We start from the raw sequence: 19,736 nt of genomic DNA, 5'->3' as shown, positions 1-19,736 counted from the left end.
GTGGCGACAGGTTCAGGCACGGGCCTCCATACGGTCGATCAGGCTCTTGGGCCGCATGTCGGTCCAGTTCCGCTCGATGTGCTCGAGGCAGCTCTCCCGGGAACTCGCAGGGTGGGCGACACGCCAGCCGTCCGGCACGGCCGCGAAGGCGGGCCAAAGGGAGTGCTGGTTCTCCTCGTTGACCAGGACCAGGTATTCGGCGTCCTCGTCTTCGAACGGGTTGGTCATCCTCGTACTCCTTCTTCTTGGCGTTCGGGACGGCCGCCCGGACGGTTGAGTTCACCCCCGAGCACGGCGCCGACGCGCGCGGTGTGCGGGGCACTGAGCAGACTGTCGGTGTCGCAGTCGACGACGTGACTGACGAGGCGACCCGACAGGTACGGTCGCCAGGAGTCCTCCAGGAGGTCGGTGTCACCGCCGTGATCCTGGGCGGGCGTGAACAACAGGACGTCCCCCGAGAACTCCCCCTGTCGCGGCCGGTAGTTCCACTCCAGCCGGTCCGTGTTCACGTACAGGTCGACCAGGACCGGAATATGGGACTCGGGAAAACTCTGCCGGAGCGACGGGTTCCGCTCCAGCACCTCAATGACCTCGGCCCGCGATGGTGCGTTCTGCGGGGCCTCACCGGTGAACGCCTCGACGAGCCTGCGGAACGTGTGCTCCTCGTGCAGATCGCCGATCGCGTCCAGGAGCCCCAGGGGATGCGGCCCGATCAGGCAGAGCAGATCCACCCGCTCGCCGGCGCGCTCGAGCTGGCGGGCGATCTCGAACGCGATGACCCCTCCGATGCACCACCCCGCAAGCCGGTACGGCCCTTCCGGCTGCACCGTACGGATCTGGCGGACATAGTCGGCGGCCATGTCCGCGAGGGAGTCCGGAAGCTCGTCGGTACGCGCCTGGAGGCCGTACACGCGCTGCTCCGGCGGCAGCTCCCGCGCCAGCTCGAAGTACGCCCACGCCACACCATTGGCCGGATGCACGCAGAACAGCGCAGGTCCGGTGCCGTCCGTCCTGATGGGCAGCAGCGTCGGGTAGGCGGCCCCTTCGGCTTTGTCGGACGGGCTGGTCTGGTCGGCCAGTGCCGCGACGTCCACCGCTTGGTACACGTCGTGCGGTGTGAGGGTGAGTCCGGCTTTGCGTGCGGCGCTGACGAGTTGGAGGGAGGTGATGCTGTCGCCGCCGAGGTTGAAGAAGTTGTCGTGGGGTGTGGTGGTGCCGGGGGGGAGGTTGAGGGTTTGGTCGATGAGGGTGGTGAGGGTGGTTTGGTGGGGGGGTTGTGGGGTGTGCTGGGTGGTTGTGGTTGTGGGTGTGGTTGCGGGTGTGGGGAGTTGGGTGCGGTCGATCTTGCCCGCGGTGGTGAGGGGGAGGTGGGTGAGGGTGGTGTAGGTGGTGGGGATCATGTAGTGGGGCAGGGTGCGGGTGAGGTGGTCGCGGATGGTGGTGGGGGTGGGGTTGGTGCCGGGTTTGGGGACGACGTGGGCGGTGAGGTGTTTGCGTCCGTCGACGGTGGTGGGGGCGGTGGCGACGGCGTCGGCGATGTCGGGGTGGGCGGTGAGGGCGGCTTCGATCTCGCCGAGTTCGATGCGGTAGCCGTTGATTTTGATCTGGTGGTCGATGCGGCCGAGGAACTCGATCTGGCCGTTGGGGTAGTGGCGGGCGAGGTCGCCGGTGCGGTACATGCGGGTGCCGGGCGGGCCGTAGGGGTCGGCCACGAAGCGGTGCGCGGTCAGCGCCGGGCGGTTGAGGTAGCCGCGGGTCACGCAGGTCCCGGCGATGTACAGCTCACCGTTGGTGCCCGCCGGGACGGGCTGCAGTGCCGGGTCCAGGACGTACATGCGGGTGTTGGCGATCGGGGTGCCGATCGGCACCGGCCGGTGCGGATCGAAGGCGGCATCGATGGTATGGATACTGCACCCGACGATGGTCTCCGTCGGGCCGTACTCGTTGATGAGCGTCGCCCGGGGGGCGATCTGCTGCCAGGCGGTGATCGTCTCGGGACGGACCTCGTCGGCCCCGACGACGTAGGTACGCACACTGTCCAGCCGCGTCCCGGGCGGCAGTTGGGCACGCAGCGCGTCCAGATGCCCGGGAGTGATCTTCAGCAGGCTGTAATCGTTCGGCTGCTGAAGATGCCCCGCCAGATGCTCCAGGTGCGGGTCGGGCGGCAGGATGGTGACGGACTCCCCGCAGATCAAAGGCAGGAAGAAGTTGGGCACCGACAGGTCGAAGTTGATCGACCCAACCAGCGGCGCACCCCGGCCGCCGGCAGTGGCCCGGTAACCGTCAACGGCCCACCACAGATAATTCAGCAGCGACCGGTGGGTAGCCATCACACCCTTGGGACGACCGGTCGAACCACTGGTGTACATCGTGTAGACCAGACTTTCCGGATCAACCACCACCACCGGATCGGCGTCCGGACAGGAGACGAAGGCATCCTCTTCCAGCGTGACGACCCGGCCGGTGAACGACGCCGGAACGTCGCCCCGCAACTCCTTGTCCGTGACCAGAAGCGCCGCCGCGGTGTCGGCCAGCACATAAGCCGTGCGCTCCGCCGGATGCGCCGGATCCAGCGGCGCATAGGCCGCACCCGTCTTCAGCACACCCAACAACACCGCAAGCAGATCCGCACTGTGCTCAAGCATGACCCCCACATGCCCCTCCGGCCCCGCCCCCAGGGACATGAGGTGATGAGCGATCCGGTTCGCCCGGGCATTCAACCCCCCGTAACTCACCGTGCTCCCGTCCACGGCATACACCGCGACACCATCGGGATCAGCATGCGCCCAGGCCGTGAACAACTCCGGCACAGTACGGTCCGGCAGCGCGAGCGAGGCCCCGTTCCACTCCCGCAGAATCCGCTGCCGCTCGACAGACGACAGCACCTCCAACTCCGACAACCGCCGGTCCGGACCCGCGACAGCCGAGCGCAGCAACCGCACCAACCGCTCCGCCAACACCTCCGCGGTACCACGATCGAACAAATCCGTCGCAAACGCCAGCGCACCATCCGCACCCAACCCCGACCCATCCCCACCATGCCGCTCAAACACCGAGAACAACAGATCCACCTTGGCGTTCGTGGCCGGGATCGGGACCGACTCGAGTTCCAGGCCAGCGAAGCGCAGCGGGCCAACGTCTCGCTGCGCGGCATGGAGTTCGAGCATGACCTGGAAGAGGGGGTTCCGGCCGGCGGAGCGGACCGGGTTCAGCGTCTCGACGAGATGGTCGAACGGAACGTCCTGGTTGGCATAGGCATCCAGATCCGTCTGGCGCGCCCGGGCGACCAACTCGGCGAACGTCGGATCACCCGCCGTGTCCGTCCGCAGCACCACCGTGTTGAGGAACACACCGACCAGATCATCCAACGCCGGATCGGAACGCCCGGCGATCAGCGTACCGATCGGCAGATCACTACCCGCACCCAACCGAGTCAGCAAACCCGCCAGACCCGCGTGCAACACCATGAACATCGTCGCCCCGCAACGCCCCGCCAACTCACCCAGAGCCTGGTGGAGTTCCTGCCCGATGGCGAAGTGCACGGTATCGCCGGGCGCCGTAGTAGCGGCGGCAGGACGCGGCCGGTCGACGGGAAGTTCCAGGGTTTCCGGGACACCGTCCAGGACATCGGCCCAGTGCCGCGTCTGCTTGGCGATGACGCTGTCGGGATCGGCGGCCTCCCCGAGCGTCTCCCGCTGCCAGAGCGCGTAATCGGCGTACTGCACCGGCAACGGCTCCCAGCCCGGCGCCTGCCCCGCGACACGCGCGGTATAAGCAGTACGCAAATCACGCAGCAGCGGCCCGACCGACAACCCGTCCGTCGCAATGTGATGCAGGACGATCGCCAACGTCGCCTGCTCCGCACCCGCAACCAAAAGCGTCACCCGGATCGGCAACTCCGCCGACAGATCGAAACCCCGGCCGGCCTCCTCCGCGACCAACCCGTCCACCCGCTCAGGAGCACACGAGACAACGGACAGGACCGAACCGACAGCCCGCGGATCCCTGATGACCTGGAACGGCGTCCCGTCGTCGCCCTCACCGATAACCGTCCGCAACACCTCATGACGCTCCAACACATCATCGAACGCCACCCGCAACGCATCCTGGTCGACAGAACCCCGCAGCCGGAACACATGCGGCACGTTGTAAGCACTGCCCAGCGAACCGAGCCGCTCCAGGAACCACAGACGCCGCTGCGCAAACGAGAGGGGAATCATGACACCTTCCATCACTGGCTCCTGAACAGGTCTTCCAACTGGTCGATCTCCTGCTGATCCAGGGTCACGAGCGGCAGGTCGGACGGGGTACGCCCGCCGGATTCCGGACGCCCGGCGTGCCGCGCGAGCGCGGTCAGCGCGCGTTCGAAGGATCCGGCGACGGCATGGGCGCTCGCGTCCGGGAGCAACTCAGGTGCCCAGACGAACCGGACCTCCAGGACCGGGTCGGGGCCGGTCTCCGTGGCCACGGCGGTCACCTCGAGCAGGTGCGCCATCGCCATCCCGTCCTCGGGCCCGTTGGCCGGTGCCTCCTCGCCCAGAGCGGGCGCCCAGAGCGCGTCCCGATCACCGGTTCCGAACCGTCCCAGGTAGTTGAAGCCCACCTGCGGGCCCGGGAGGGCCGCCAGGATCCCGGCGGTGTCGGGGTTGAGGTAGCGGAGCAGGCCGAAGCCGATGCCGCCGCCGGGCAGCGAGCGGATCTGTTCCTTGATCCGCTTCAGCGCCGTGCCCGCGGCCGGGCCACCGTCCCACACCTGCGTCCAGTCGAGCTCCCCCGGATCCAGCCGGACGGGGAACGTACTGGTGAACCAGCCGACGGTGCGGGACAGATCCCCGCCGGGCAGCAGATCCTCCCGGCCGTGGCCCTCGACCTCGACCGCCAGCGCGGTGCCGACGGCGTCACCGCGGCCGGCAGCGGCGAGTGCCAAGCCTGTCAGCAGCACCTCGGCGACCCCGGTGCGGTAGGCCGCGGGCAGGGTGGTGAGCAGGTGCTCGGTCACATCCGCCGGCAGCCGGAAGACGCGGTGGTGGGCGGCGCCCACGGTGTCGCGGCCGGGACGCAGCCGGGCGCCGGGAACAAGGTCCGCCGCCTGTGCCTGCACGCCCCGCCAGGTCTCCAACTCCGCCACGCGCTGCGGCTGCCGTGCAATGCCGGTCAGGTGCTCGGCCCAGGCGCGGAACGATGTCCCGACCGGATCCAGTTCGGGGGTCCCGCCCGCAGTGGCCCGCTCCCACGCCGATCGCAGGTCTGGGAGCAGGATCCGCCAGGAGACACCGTCCACCACGAGATGGTGGAAGACCAGCAGCAGCCGCCCCGGATTCTGCGGTCCGGCGTCGAACCAGATCACGCGGAGCATGCGCCCGTCCTCGGGCGACAGCTCTGCCCTGACCTCTTCGGCCGTCGCGGCGATCGTCCGGGCGGGGTCCTCGCCCTCGAGGTCCACCCGGGTCGTACACGATGCGGCGGTCACCGTCCCGGGCGGCGGCACCACGAGCTGCCCCGCCGCGGAGTCCCATCGGGACCGGAGCAGGTCATGCCTGTCGAGCACGGCCTGGACCGCCGTCCGGAGCCGCTCCAGCCCGAGAGCGCCCGGCACCTGCAGCAAGACCGCCTGGGTGTACCCGTCGGTGGGTCCGTGCCGCTCGCGCAGCCATTGCACCGCCGGAGTCGCCGGCACCCTGCCGATTCCATTTCCGGAATCACCTCGCGGCCCGGTGTCGCCGATCGGCACAGCGAGTTCGGCCAGTGCCGCGACATCCACTGCTTGATGCACGTCCCGCACAGTGAGGGTGAGTCCGGCTTTGCGTGCGGCGCTGACGAGTTGGAGGGAGGTGATGCTGTCACCACGGAGATTGAAGAAGTTGTCGTGGGGTGTGGTGGTGCCGGGGGGGAGGTTGAGGGTTTGGTCGATGAGGGTGGTGAGGGTGGTTTGGTGGGGGGGTTGTGGGGTGTGCTGGGTGGTTGTGGTTGTGGGTGTGGTTGCGGGTGTGGGGAGTTGGGTGCGGTCGATCTTGCCCGCGGTGGTGAGGGGGAGGTGGGTGAGGGTGGTGTAGGTGGTGGGGATCATGTAGTGGGGCAGGGTGCGGGTGAGGTGGTCGCGGATGGTGGTGGGGGTGGGGTTGGTGCCGGGTTTGGGGACGACGTGGGCGGTGAGGTGTTTGCGTCCGTCGACGGTGGTGGGGGCGGTGGCGACGGCGTCGGCGATGTCGGGGTGGGCGGTGAGGGCGGCTTCGATCTCGCCGAGTTCGATGCGGTAGCCGTTGATTTTGATCTGGTGGTCGATGCGGCCGAGGAACTCGATCTGGCCGTTGGGGTAGTGGCGGGCGAGGTCGCCGGTGCGGTACATGCGGGTGCCGGGCGGGCCGTAGGGGTCGGCCACGAAGCGGTGCGCGGTCAGCGCCGGGCGGTTGAGGTAGCCGCGGGTCACGCAGGTCCCGGCGATGTACAGCTCACCGTTGGTGCCCGCCGGGACGGGCTGCAGTGCCGGGTCCAGGACGTACATGCGGGTGTTGGCGATCGGGGTGCCGATCGGCACCGGCCGGTGCGGATCGAAGGCGGCATCGATGGTATGGATACTGCACCCGACGATGGTCTCCGTCGGGCCGTACTCGTTGATGAGCGTCGCCCGGGGGGCGATCTGCTGCCAGGCGGTGATCGTCTCGGGACGGACCTCGTCGGCCCCGACGACGTAGGTACGCACACTGTCCAGCCGCGTCCCGGGCGGCAGTTGGGCACGCAGCGCGTCCAGATGCCCGGGAGTGATCTTCAGCAGGCTGTAATCGTTCGGCTGCTGAAGATGCCCCGCCAGATGCTCCAGGTGCGGGTCGGGCGGCAGGATGGTGACGGACTCCCCGCAGATCAAAGGCAGGAAGAAGTTGGGCACCGACAGGTCGAAGTTGATCGACCCAACCAGCGGCGCACCCCGGCCGCCGGCAGTGGCCCGGTAACCGTCAACGGCCCACCACAGATAATTCAGCAGCGACCGGTGGGTAGCCATCACACCCTTGGGACGACCGGTCGAACCACTGGTGTACATCGTGTAGACCAGACTTTCCGGATCAACCACCACCACCGGATCGGCGTCCGGACAGGAGACGAAGGCATCCTCTTCCAGCGTGACGACCCGGCCGGTGAACGACGCCGGAACGTCGCCCCGCAACTCCTTGTCCGTGACCAGAAGCGCCGCCGCGGTGTCGGCCAGCACATAAGCCGTGCGCTCCGCCGGATGCGCCGGATCCAGCGGCGCATAGGCCGCACCCGTCTTCAGCACACCCAACAACACCGCAAGCAGATCCGCACTGTGCTCAAGCATGACCCCCACATGCCCCTCCGGCCCCGCCCCCAGGGACATGAGGTGATGAGCGATCCGGTTCGCCCGGGCATTCAACCCCCCGTAACTCACCGTGCTCCCGTCCACGGCATACACCGCGACACCATCGGGATCAGCATGCGCCCAGGCCGTGAACAACTCCGGCACAGTACGGTCCGGCAGCGCGAGCGAGGCCCCGTTCCACTCCCGCAGAATCCGCTGCCGCTCGACAGACGACAGCACCTCCAACTCCGACAACCGCCGGTCCGGACCCGCGACAGCCGAGCGCAGCAACCGCACCAACCGCTCCGCCAACACCTCCGCGGTACCACGATCGAACAAATCCGTCGCAAACGCCAGCGCACCATCCGCACCCAACCCCGACCCATCCCCACCATGCCGCTCAAACACCGAGAACAACAGATCCACCTTGGCGTTGGCGACAGCCGGCCGCTGCTCGTCGGCCGTCACACCCGGGAGCTCGAGGGACAGGTCCTCGACCCGGCCCGTATGCACTTCGAGCATGACCTGGAAGAGGGGGTTCCGGCCGGCGGAACGGGCCGGGTTCAGCGTCTCGACGAGATGGTCGAACGGAACGTCCTGGTTGGCATAGGCATCCAGATCGGTCCGGCGCGCCCGGGCGACCAACTCGGCGAACGTCGGATCACCCGCCGTGTCCGTCCGCAGCACCACCGTGTTGAGGAACACACCGACCAGATCATCCAACGCCGGATCGGAACGCCCGGCGATCAGCGTACCGATCGGCAGATCACTACCCGCACCCAACCGAGTCAGCAAACCCGCCAGACCCGCGTGCAACACCATGAACATCGTCGCCCCGCAACGCCCCGCCAACTCACCCAGAGCCTGGTGGAGTTCCTGCCCGATGGCGAAGTGCACGGTATCGCCGGGCGCCGTAGTAGCGGCGGCAGGACGCGGCCGGTCGACGGGAAGTTCCAGGGTTTCCGGGACACCGTCCAGGACATCGGCCCAGTGCCGCGTCTGCTTGGCGATGACGCTGTCGGGATCGGCGGCCTCCCCGAGCGTCTCCCGCTGCCAGAGCGCGTAATCGGCGTACTGCACCGGCAACGGCTCCCAGCCCGGCGCCTGCCCCGCGACACGCGCGGTATAAGCAGTACGCAAATCACGCAGCAGCGGCCCGACCGACAACCCGTCCGTCGCAATGTGATGCAGGACGATCGCCAACGTCGCCTGCTCCGCACCCGCAACCAAAAGCGTCACCCGGATCGGCAACTCCGCCGACAGATCGAAACCCCGGCCGGCCTCCTCCGCGACCAACCCGTCCACCCGCTCAGGAGCACACGAGACAACGGACAGGACCGAACCGACAGCCCGCGGATCCCTGATGACCTGGAACGGCGTCCCGTCGTCCTCCTCCCCGATGACGGTGCGCAGCGCCTCATGACGCTCCAACACATCATCGAACGCCACCCGCAACGCATCCTGGTCGACAGAACCCCGCAGCCGGAACACATGCGGCACGTTGTAAGCACTGCCCAGCGAACCGAGCCGCTCCAGGAACCACATGCGCCGCTGCGCAAACGAGAGGGGAACGATCGCGGGCCGGGACATCGGCCGCACCGGGTCGGTGGCCCGAGTCCCCTGCCGGATCCGCGTCGCGAGCTGAGCGGGGGTGGGGCGCTCGAAGACGGCGCGCACCGGCACGTCGGCATCCAGTGCGACCCGGATCTTGTTCACCAGTCGGGTCACGAGCAACGAGTGGCCGCCGAGGTCGAAGAAGTTGTCGTCCGGGCCGACTCCGGCGACGCCGAGGCTTTCGGAGAACAGCCCGCAGAGGATCTCTTCGAGCGGTGTGCGCGGCCGGCCGGCGGCAGGACGCCGAGGCGCGGGAAGGGCTTTGCGGTCGAGCTTCCCGTTGACGGTGAGGGGAAGCGCCGGCAGATCGACGACCATGCCGGGCACCATGTGGTCGGGCAGACTGGCGGCCAGGTGGTCGCGCAGCTTGTCCGGGTCGAGATGGTGGCCGGCCGCGGCGACGGCGTACGCGACCAGCTCCGGGCTCCCTGGCTGGTCTTCCCGAACGACGACGGCGGTGCCGGTGACGCCGGGGTGAGCCGCCAGCACGGCCTCGATCCGACCGGGCTCGATCCGGTGGCCGCCGACCTTCACCTGGCCGTCGGCCCGTCCCGCGAACTCCAGTTGTCCGTCGGTCCGCCATCGGGCCAGGTCACCGGTGCGGTACAGCCGTGTCCCCGCGGGCCCGAAGGGGTTGGCCACGAACCGCTGGGCAGTCAGGGACGGATGGTTCAGATATCCCCGGGCCAGCCCCGGGCCGGTGACGTACAGCTCGCCCACCACGCCGACCGGCACGGGAGCAAGCCCCGCCCCCAGCACGTACACCCGCGCATTGGGAATGGGCCGTCCGATCGGGATGGACGTGGCAGACGGGTCGCACAACCACGAAGTGACCTCGACGGTGGCCTCCGGCGGGCCGTAGCCGTTGATCATGCGGCGTCCTGGCGCCCATCTGGCAACCAACTCGGTGGAGAGCTGCTCGCCGCCCACAACCAGCGTCACCAGCTCGGGGAACTCGCCGACGGGTATCCCGGTCAGCACCGCGGGCGGGATGTGGGCATGGGTGATCCGTTGCTCGGAGAGGAACCTGCCCAGCTCCGGTCCGTACAGTCCGGCACCCGGCAGGACGAGCGTCGCCCCGGAGAGCAGCGCCAGACAGAGCTCCGAGAACGCAACGTCGAAGCTCGGGGAGGCGAACTGCAGGACGCGCATGCCGGGACCCGCGCGGTAGTTGTCGCGCTGGTTCGCGACGAAGGCCGCGACACCCGCGTGGGTGACCACCACGCCCTTGGGACGGCCCGTGGAACCCGAAGTGAAGATCGTGTAGGCGGGACTGCGCGGCGTCAGCGCGGTCCGGCGGTCGCCGTCGGTGAGGTCGGCGGTGGACTGCCGGTCCAGGGTGGCGGACCAGTCCGCCGAATCGACCAGGAGGATCCGGGCACCGGTGCCGGACAGGGGGCCCGCGGTGGCCGCGGTCATGAGCACGCAGGCGGGCCGGGCGTCCCGGATCATCCCGGTGATCCTGGGCACCGGGTACTCGGGGTCCACCGGCAGGTACGCCGCGCCTGCCTTCAGCACACCCAGCATGGCGACGATCAGCTCCGGGGACCGCGGCAACGCCAGCCCTACGATGTCCTCCGGACCTATTCCCATGGACACCAGTGCCCGCGCGATCCGGTTCGCCCGCGCGTTGAGCGCACGGTAGTCGAGCTGCGTACCGGCGAACTCGACGGCGATCGCTCCGGGTGTGTCCGCGACCTGCTGCTCGAACAGGTCCGGCATCGTGGTCGCGGGAAGCACCGGCGCGGTGTCGTTCCACTTTTCCAGGGCCCGGTGCCGTTCTTCCGCGGAGATCATCTCCAGCTGCTCAGCCGGGACGTCCGGCTCGGCGACCGCCGCCGACAGCAGCCGCACCAGCCGTTCGCAGAGCTGCTCCACCGTGCCTCGGTCGAACAGGTCGGTGGCGTACTCGACGTGACCGTCGATGCCGAGCGGCGCGCCGTCGTCGCCTCGCTGTTCGAACAGGGTGAAGGACAGATCGAAGGTCGCCAGGTCGGTTCCGATCGGCTCGTCGGACACCTCGAGATCACCGAGAGCGAGCGGCGGCAGGGGATTGCTGTTGAAGGTCAGCATTACCTGGAACAGTGGATTCCGGTTGAGCGATCGGCGCGGGCTGACGATCTCGACCAGTCGCTCGAACGGCAGGTTCTGGTTGGCGAAGGCGTCGAGGTCGGTCTCCCGAACGCGCCGCAGCATCTCGCGGAACGTCGGTGCGCCGGAGGTGTTGGTGCGCAACACGAGAGTGTTGACGAAGAAACCCACCAGGTCGTCCAGGGCGGCGTCGCCGCGCCCCGCGACCCCGGTGCCGATCGGGATGTCGGTGCCTGCGCCGTGGCGCGTCAGCAGCACCGCGAGCGCCGCCTGCGTCGCCATGAACAGGCTGGCCCCCTCCGCCAGCGCCAGCCGTGACAACTCCGCTCGGAGCCCGGCCGGGATGTGGAACCGCAGCACGTCCCCACCACGGCTGAGTTCCGCGGGGCGAGGTCGGTCGGTCGGCAGGTCCAGTGCCTCCGGCAGGCCGGTCAGTTGCTCGGTCCAGTAGGCGATCTGACGGGCGGCGAGCCCGCCCCGCTGATCCTCCTCGCCCAGCATCTCCCGCTGCCACAGCGTGTAGTCGGCGTACTGGACGGGCAGCGGCGGCAGATCGGAGGCGTGCCCGCCGCAGCGCTCCAGGTACGCCGCCTCCAGGTCTCGGAGGAGCGGGACGAGCGAGCCGCCGTCGCCCGCGATGTGGTGCAGGACCAACACCAGTACCCGGCTGCGCGGTCCGAGCACGAGGAGGCGGACGTGCAGCGGAGTGTCCGTGGACAGGTCGAAGGCATGCCGGGCGGCCTCGTCGAGCGCCGCCGGAAGGTCGTCGTCGGCAAGGGGCAACACGTCCAGGTCCGGGCGCGCCGCGGGACCGGAGAGCACCCGCTGCACCGGCTCGCCCTCGATCTCCGGATACACCGTCCGAAGGATCTCGTGCCGCTCCACGAGGTCGTCGAGCGCCATCGACAGCGCATGCTCGTCCAGTTCGCCGTCCACCCGCCAGGCAAACGGCATGTTGTAGTAGGTGTCCTCAGCATCCAGCCGATTCAGGAACCACAGCCGTCGTTGACCGGACGAGACGGGGACGGTGGCCCCGGCGCGGCGGCCCGGCCGGAGGGGATTGGTGGACTCTCTCGCGTCCTTGAGGCGTGCCGCCAGCCCCGCGGGAGTCGGCGTCTCGAACAGCATCCGGACAGGGATGTCGGCGTTGAGGTGTTGGCGGATGGTGTTGGTGAGGCGGGTGGCGAGGAGTGAGTGGCCGCCGAGGTGGAAGAAGTTGTCGGTGGGGGTGGTGTGGGTGATGCCGAGGGTTTGGTTGAACAGGGTGCAGAGGATGTGTTCGTGGGGCGTTCTGGGTGCTCGGGGGTGCGTAGGCTGGTCTGTGTGCGTGTTGGTGCGGGAGGTCGTGGTGGTTGATTTGCCGTTAGGGGTGAGGGCTCTCGACGGTGATGGCGGTGGAGCATGTAGGGGAGGGTAGTCGGGCGGAGTCGTGGGGGTGGGGTTAGGTGGTGGGTGGACATGCAGGCGGAGCAAATGTGGGTGTGTGTGGGTGGTGACGACGCTTGTTGGACGTGGGGTAGTGAGGAGGGTGTGCTGGATTTCGGCAGTTTCGATGCGGTGGCCGCGATTTTGATCTGGTCGTCAGCGCGGCCGTAGTCGAGGTGCCGTCAGGGTTCCAGCAGGCGAGGTCGCCAGTGCAGTACATGCGGGTGCCAGGTGGGCCGTAGGGTCGGCAGTAAGCGTTGGGCGGTGAGGGCGGGCTGGTGGTGGTAGCCCTGGGCGAGGCCGGTGACGGCGAGTAGAGCTCGCCGACGGTACCGATCGCACGCCAGACCGGGACCCAGAACATAGGCGCGGGCGCCGTCCTGGGGACGTCCGATCGGGACTCTGGCGGCCGCTGGTCCCGGTTCCAGGGGGAACGCTGTCGCGAAGGTGGTCGTCTCGGTCGGCCCGTAGCCGTTGACCACCTGTGTGCCGGGGCAGGCTCGCTGGACGGCCTCGACGGCGGCCGGCGGTACCACGCTCCCGCCAGCCCAGACCTGGCGCACCGAGGCGAAGCACTCAGGGGTGTCGGCGGCCATGATGGTGAACAGACCCGCGGTGATCCATACGGAGTCGAGTTCGGAGGTGCTGATGAGGGTGGCGAGTTCGTCGGTGTGGAGGCGGTGCGGGGGTGCGATGACCGCGGTGCCGCCCGACAGCAGCGGCCCCCAGACCTCGAACGTGGAGGCGTCGAAGACCTGCGGTGAGTGCACCAGGACCCGCCCGGCGGCAGCCGCCGACAGAGCGGAGTCGGCCACCAGATCAACGACGGCCCGGTGGGTGACCACCACCCCCTTGGGCCGGCCCTGCGACCCGGAGGTGTACATGACGTAGATCGGCGAGTCACCGTCCACTGCTACCGCGGCGCCTGCCTGGACCTGCGCCAGTGCGTCGGCGGTGCCGGGATCGTCCAGCCACAGCGCCGGTACGTCACCATCCGGACCGGCATGCTCACGTACCTGGCCGATCAGTTCGGCGTGTTCGCCGACGCTGACGACCAGGACCGCTTTCCCTGCCATCGCCGCGGTGCGTGAAACCGGATAGCCGGGATCCAACGGTACGTACACCCCGCCGGCCTTGACCACCGCCAGCCACGCCACCACCATCTCCACCGACCGGGGCACCATCACCGCGACCGGATCGCCCGCACCCACACCACGCCCTGCCAGCAACCCGGCCAGCCGTCCCGCACGCTCGTCCAGCTCCCGGTAGGAGACCTGCTCCTCACCGGCGACCACCGCCACCGCATCGGGGACCCGCTCCACCACCCCTGCGAACACCCCGCCCACACCACCCGCGACACCGGGCGGACGGCTCACCTCACCACCACGGGCGAACTCCTCCAGCACCACCTTCCGTTCACCCTCGACGAGCACATCCGCACATCCCACACACCCATCACCCACCACACTCTCCAACACCCGCACAAACATCCCCGCAACCCGCTCAACCTCCCCCACAGAAAGCAGGTCCTTGCGGTATCCCAGCGTGATCAGGGTCGTGGCGCCCGGCGCGATGTTGAGAGCGAGGGCATGGTGCGTGCGCTCGCGCACCCGGATCCGGCCGATGTCCAGACCGGCTACGGGTGCCAGCTGGCCCGCACCGCCGTGGTTCTCGAACGAGAGGATCACGTCGGTGAGCGCATCGCTCACTCCGGTTACTTCCTGAATGTCCCGCAGACCGACGTGACCATGGCCGGACAGGGCCGCCTGCTCGTCCTGCACTCGTGCGAACAGTTCGGAGAAGGTCTCGGCGGGCCTGATCCGGATCCGGACGGGAACGGTGTTGAGCAGCAAGCCCATCATCGACTGCGCTTCGGGCAGGTCTGCCGGCCTCATCGACACCGGGGTCTCGAAGACGAGGTCGTCCGCACCCAGCCAGTGGGACAGCAGCACCGCCCAAGCGCCCTGGAACACCGTGTTGAGCGTGACGCCCGCCCCACGGGCGAACCCGGACAGGTCGGCCCTCAGCCCGGCCGGCAGCTCGATGGTCAGCTCCTCCGGCACCGCCGGGCCGGTCTGCTGGGACGGCGCGATCCTCGTCCCGTCCTCCAGGCCGTGCAGAGCCGTCCGCCACGCGGCCAGCGCCCGTTCTGTGTCCTGGCCGTCCAGCCACGCGAGGTACTCCCGGAGCCGGGGGGCCCGGACGGCGGCATGGGCACCGGGAGTCGCGTACTCCGACAGGAGTTCGCTCAACAGTATGTGACAGGACTGAGCGTCCAGCAGGATGTGATGTGCCGTGAGGACCAGCAAGTGGTCCTCGTCGCCCTGCCGGACCAGGGTGAAGCGCAGCAGCGGCGGCCGCTTCAGGTCGAATCCCCTGGACCAGTCGGCATCGAGGATCCGGGCGGTCTCCGTGGGCCCTCCGGACCGGACGTCGACGTATGTCCACGGCACGACTGTCTCGCGGCGGATCACCTGGATCGGCTGACCCGACTTGCGATGCGTGAAACCCGCGCGCAGGCCGGAGTGCCGCTGGACGACGGAGGCGGCAGCAGCCTCCAGGGCGGCTGCGTCGAGGGGGCCGGTCAGCGTGACCGACAGCTGGCCCACGTAGAGGTTGCCGGCCCGCTCGTCGTATCGCGAGTGGAAGAGCAGGCCCTCTTGCAGCGGGGTCAGCGCAAGGACGTCTTCGATCGCCTGGCGTGGCGTCGTGGTCATCGGCTCAATCCTCCTCGGTCCAAATGTCCATTTCCAGCTCGTCGATCTCCGCCTGGGTCAGTGATCCCAGAGCAAGGTCCGACGGCGTGAGCCCACCGGCATCCGGCCGCTCGGCGTGGCGCGTGCACGCGCGCAGCAGATCGAGCCAGGTGTCGCAGGCCGCCCGGACCAGCTCGGTGTCCACGACGCCGGGCGCCCAGCGCCACGTCGTGCTGAACTCCGGCCCGGTGGGTAGGTCCCACGTCACCGCGTCGATCTGGATGGCATGGGTGAGCGGGGCCTCCGGAGCGATGTCGTCGGTGAACGCCTCTCCCGCAGGAACCAGCGACCAGTCGGCGGTCCCGCCGGCAGGGAACCGGCCCATGTAGTTGAAGCGCATCTGGGGCGCCGGATATCGCGCCAGTTCGCCGGCTGTCCGGGAGTTGAGATAGCGGAGCATGCCATAGCCGATCCCGTTGCCCGGTACGGCGCGGAGCTGCTCCTTGATCTCCTTGATCGCCCGTCCGAGGTCCATTCCGCCGCGGGACACATCGGCCTCGTCGACGGGCGGCGGTGCCAGCACCACGGGGAACGCACTGGTGAACCAGCCGACCGTGCGGGAGAGGTCGACCCCCGGGAAGAGGTCCTCTCGCCCGTGGCCCTCCAGCTCCAACCGCAGCGCGTCGCCACCGGTGCCGAAAATCCGCGGAACGGAGAGGGCCAGGGCCGTCAGCAGGATGTCGTTGACTCCGCAGTTGAACTTTCCCGGTACCTTGCCCAGCAGTGGGCGGGCGACGTCGGACGGCAGCCGGCGCGTGAGTATGCCCGACTCCCGGACGGAGTCACGGACGGGGTCGAGCGGCGCGGTCGCGATGCCCGTCGCGTGACGGCCGAGTACCGAGGTCCAGACCAGCAACTCGTTCTCCTGCACCGGTTCGGCGGCGCGCTCCCGCAGCAGCCGCCCCCAGCGACGCAGGGACGTGGGGACCGGATCGAGTTCCGGGGCGCCGCCGCCGCCCACGTGGCTCCAGGCGCGCACCAGATCGTCGAACAGGATCCGCCAGGAGACACCGTCGACCGCCAGGTGGTGGACGACGATCGCCAGCCGGCCCGCCCTGGTGGGCCCGGTGTCGAACCAGACCACTTCCACCATCGTCGCGGTCCCGGGGTCGAGCCTCTCCCGTGCCGCGGCGACATGGCGCGGGATGAACCGGGACAGTTCCGTTTCCGGTACCCGCCGCGCATCCACCCGGGTGACCCGCTCCGCGGCGGTCACACTCCCGCGCGGCTGGACGTGGAGGCTCCAGCGCGCCCGGTCGAGTCTCAGCCGGAGCGCGTCGTGGGTGTCCAGGAGACTACCCACGATGGTGACAAGTCCTTGCTCTTCCAGGTCCGCCGGGGCCCGGAGCACCACCGACTGGCTGAAGCCGTCCGTCAGTCCGGCCTGCTCCGCCAGCCACCACGCGATGGGGGTCGGATCTATGTCTCCGGTTCCGTCGTCCTCGTGTACCGGCGCCTCCACGAACGTTGCCGCTTCGGCCAGCGCCGCGGGCGTCCGCAGACGTATCACGCTGCTCGGCTCGGTGTTCAGACCCATCTGACGGATCCGGGCGGCCAACTGGATCGCCAGGATGCTGTCGCCTCCGAGCCGGATGAAGCTGTCGTCGGGACCGACACCGCCGATCTGGAGCACGTCGCCAAAAGCCGTACAAATGATCGCTTCCTTGTGCGATCGTGGCAGCGAGCCCGAGGACGCCGGCGCATGGTGTTCCGGCGACGGCAGCATCCGCCGGTCGAGCTTCCCGCTCGGGGTGGTCGGTAGTTCCTCGAGGAAGGTGAAGGTCGCCGGGACCATGTGGTCGGGCAGGAACTCCTGGGCGTGGCCGCGAAGCGTTCCGGTGAGGTCCACCCGCCCGTGCACCTCGGCCGGATCGTTGGTCAGCGAACTCACCGGTTGAGGAGGCCCCTCCGCTCCCGCACCGATCCCGGGCGGCTGCGGTGCCGTCGCCGGGGAGACAGCCGTCCGTACGCCCGGACGGGTCAGGACCGCGTCGAACCTGTCGGCGGCCGTGGCGGACCAGGTCAGGTCCACCTCGTAGCCCAGGTCCGCGCCGAGCAGGGCCAGTTCCTCGGGGTCGACGGCCGTTGGGTCGGGGCGGGTGAGCGCGTGGTGGATGTCCGCCACGGGCGACCCGTTCTCCAGGGCCCGCACAGCCGCGGCCTCACCGGCCAGCCGCGCGTTCGGCATGTCACTGAGACGCGCCGCCTCCGGCTGCGCGTCCCTGAGTAGGGAAGCGATCGCGTCCAGACCCTCCGGCCGGTGCATCCGGTGAGGCTCGACAGTGCCGGCCTCAGGCGCCGGACCCTTGTGGATCACGACGTCGTAGCGGTGACGGGTCAGTTCGTTGTGCGCGTGGCCGCGTTTGAGCTGCACCTCGGCGTGCGACACGTCCGAGAGGTACGACGGCAGGACCGCGAAGAGCTCCGGGTCCACCAGGAGCTCCCGCTCCGCCGCGGCGGTCCGCTCCACCGCCCGCCACAGTTCCTCCGGTTCCGCATCGTCCGCGACCGGCCGGCTCAGCTGGATGCCGGTGTGCAGGTGGCGCAGGAGCCGCAGGTTGCGGACATCGCCGAGGAACACGGTGCCCCCGGGAACCAGCAGGTCCAGCGCCGCGCGGAGGACCCGCAGCAGGTAGTCGCCGTCGGGGAAGTACTGGATCACCGAGTTGATCACGACGGTGTCGAAATGGTTCCGGGGCAGGCCCTCGACATCGGTCGCGGGCCGGGCCCGCAGTTCCACTCTGCCCGCCAGATCTGGCATCCGGTCGACCTGCCGCCGCAGCGAGTCGACCGTCTCGCCGGACAGGTCGGTGCCCCAGTACGACGTGGTGTGCGGGGCGAGTTCGGAGAGGATCAGCCCGTTGCCGACCCCGATCTCCAGGACCCGGCCCGGTCCGGGCCGCCGGATCCGCTCGACCGTGCGGTCCCGCCATTCCCGCATCTCCGGCAGGGGGATCGGACGGCCGTCGTAGCTGCTGTTCCAGCCGGAGAAGTCGGTGCCGAACGCGCTCGGCCCGCGGTCCTGGTCGAGTGAGTCGTAGACGGTCCGCCAGGTGTCCACGACGGCCTGGCCGCCGTCAGTGCGCGTGCCCTCGGCCAGCACGACATAGGCGGCCATGCGCGGATGTCCCCGGTGGTCCTCGCGTATCGCCGCGGCGACCTGCCGGACCGCGGGATGCCGGCCGAGCACCGCCTCGACCTCGCCGAGCTCGACCCGGAAGCCGCGCAGCTTCACCTGGTCGTCCACTCGTCCTGCGAACTCGATCTCCCCGTCCGCGTTCCTCCGGACGAGGTCGCCCGTCCGGTACATCCGCTCCCCCGGCCCGTCGAAGGGGCTGGCGACGAAGCGCCCGGCGGTCAGCCCCGGGCGGTTCAGATAGCCCCGCGCCAAGGCCACACCCGCGATGTACAGCTCACCCTCGGTGCCGTCGGGAACGGGCTGCATCAGTTCGTCGAGGATGTGCACCCGGGTTCCGTCGATCGGCCGCCCGATCGGTGGTACCCGGTCATGTACGACCGGCTGCGAGAGAGTGGCCGTCACCGTCGACTCGGTCGGTCCGTAGGAGTTGCGCATCTCGCGGCCGGCGCACCACACCGTCGCAAGCGGGGCCGGACATGCCTCACCGCCCACCATCAGGTACCGCACCGAGGCCAGGTCCGCCGGGTCCAACGAAGCCAGCAGGGTCGGTGGGATCATGGCATGAGTGATCTGGTGGTCTCGGAAGGTGTCGCCCCGGAGGAGCTGATCCGACGGGACGATCACAAGCGTGCCACCGGCCAGCAGGGTGCACAGCTCCAGGAACGCCACGTCGAAACTGGGTGAGACGAACTGGATCATCCTGCTCCCCGATCCGACGCCGAATTCCGTCCGCTGCGTCGCGGCCAGGGCGCCGATCCCGGTGTGCGTGACCACCACCGCCTTGGGACGTCCCGTCGAGCCCGAGGTGTAGATCGTGTATGCCGGGTTCCGGGGGTCCAGGGGGGAGATCCGCTCAGTGTCCAGTACGTCGTGCCCGGGGATCCCGCCGAGGGTGTCCTCAACGGTGGGGTCGTCCAACAGGACCGGCTCCGGGCCGGTGCCGTGCTGCGCGGTGGTCACAAGGTGCGCCAGTGCCGTACCGGTAAGGATCAGGACCGGAACGCTGTCGGAGATCATGAAGGCGATGCGCTCCGGCGGGTACTCCGGGTCGATCGGCAGATAGGCCGCGCCGGTCTTGGAGATCGCAAGTACGGCCGTGACCAGTTCGGCCGAACGCGGCAGCATGATGGCCACCAACCGCTCGGGCCCCGCGCCGAGTGCGATCAGGTATCGCGCGAGGCGGTTGGCCCGCTCGTTGAGTTCGGCGTAGCTGAGGGTGAGTTCCGGCGTGGCCAGAGCCGGCTCACGCGCGGTCCGGCTCACCTGGCTTTCAAACAGGACGGGGAATGTGGTATTGGCGATGTGTTCCGTACTCGGCTGCGGTACGGACTCGTTCGCTCCCCATGCGGTTCTCGGCATGTCGACGAGTATGTCCCGGCGCCATCTGCGCCCAGCGTGG

General features: G+C 69.1%; 5 protein-coding genes. All 5 read right to left on the bottom strand.

Annotation, left to right across the window (positions count from 1 at the left end; translation table 11 throughout):
• Positions 1-12: 12 nt before the first annotated feature.
• Complete coding sequence (locus SSPS47_RS28980; protein WP_164253520.1) at positions 13-228, bottom strand: MbtH family protein; 216 nt, start codon at positions 226-228, stop codon at positions 13-15.
• Positions 225-4,232 (bottom strand): non-ribosomal peptide synthetase, encoded by a 4,008-nt coding sequence (locus tag SSPS47_RS28975; RefSeq protein ID WP_164253519.1) that lies wholly within the window; start codon positions 4,230-4,232, stop codon positions 225-227. Before SSPS47_RS28975 ends, SSPS47_RS28980 begins: the two co-directional genes overlap by 4 nt.
• Complete coding sequence (locus SSPS47_RS28970; protein ID WP_164253518.1) at positions 4,232-12,490, bottom strand: non-ribosomal peptide synthetase; 8,259 nt, start codon at positions 12,488-12,490, stop codon at positions 4,232-4,234. The genes SSPS47_RS28975 and SSPS47_RS28970 overlap by 1 nt, the downstream gene beginning before the upstream one ends.
• 134 nt (positions 12,491-12,624) lie before the next feature.
• Positions 12,625-15,159: an AMP-binding protein gene (locus SSPS47_RS28965; protein ID WP_164253517.1), complete on the bottom strand. Its 2,535-nt coding sequence runs from the start codon at positions 15,157-15,159 to the stop codon at positions 12,625-12,627.
• Positions 15,160-15,163: 4 nt separating this feature from the next.
• Positions 15,164-19,696 carry a non-ribosomal peptide synthetase gene (locus SSPS47_RS28960; RefSeq protein WP_164253516.1) on the bottom strand — a complete coding sequence of 1,511 codons (4,533 nt, stop codon included), beginning with the start codon at positions 19,694-19,696 and terminating at the stop codon, positions 15,164-15,166.
• Between the last annotated feature and the right edge of the window lie 40 nt (positions 19,697-19,736).

Source organism: Streptomyces sp. S4.7 (assembly GCF_010384365.1).
Taxonomy (GTDB): domain Bacteria; phylum Actinomycetota; class Actinomycetes; order Streptomycetales; family Streptomycetaceae; genus Streptomyces.
Note: the sequence above shows the minus strand (reverse complement) of the source record. Positions and strands in the feature narration are given on the sequence as shown.

Bases quoted from the DNA above. Each gene is read 5' to 3' on its own strand.
- SSPS47_RS28980 (WP_164253520.1), bottom strand. From the start codon at position 228: ATGACCAACCCGTTCGAAGACGAGGACGCCGAATACCTGGTCCTGGTC.
- SSPS47_RS28975 (WP_164253519.1), bottom strand. From the start codon at position 4,232: ATGGAAGGTGTCATGATTCCCCTCTCGTTTGCGCAGCGGCGTCTGTGG.
- SSPS47_RS28965 (WP_164253517.1), bottom strand. From the start codon at position 15,159: ATGACCACGACGCCACGCCAGGCGATCGAAGACGTCCTTGCGCTGACC.
- SSPS47_RS28960 (WP_164253516.1), bottom strand. From the start codon at position 19,696: ATGCCGAGAACCGCATGGGGAGCGAACGAGTCCGTACCGCAGCCGAGT.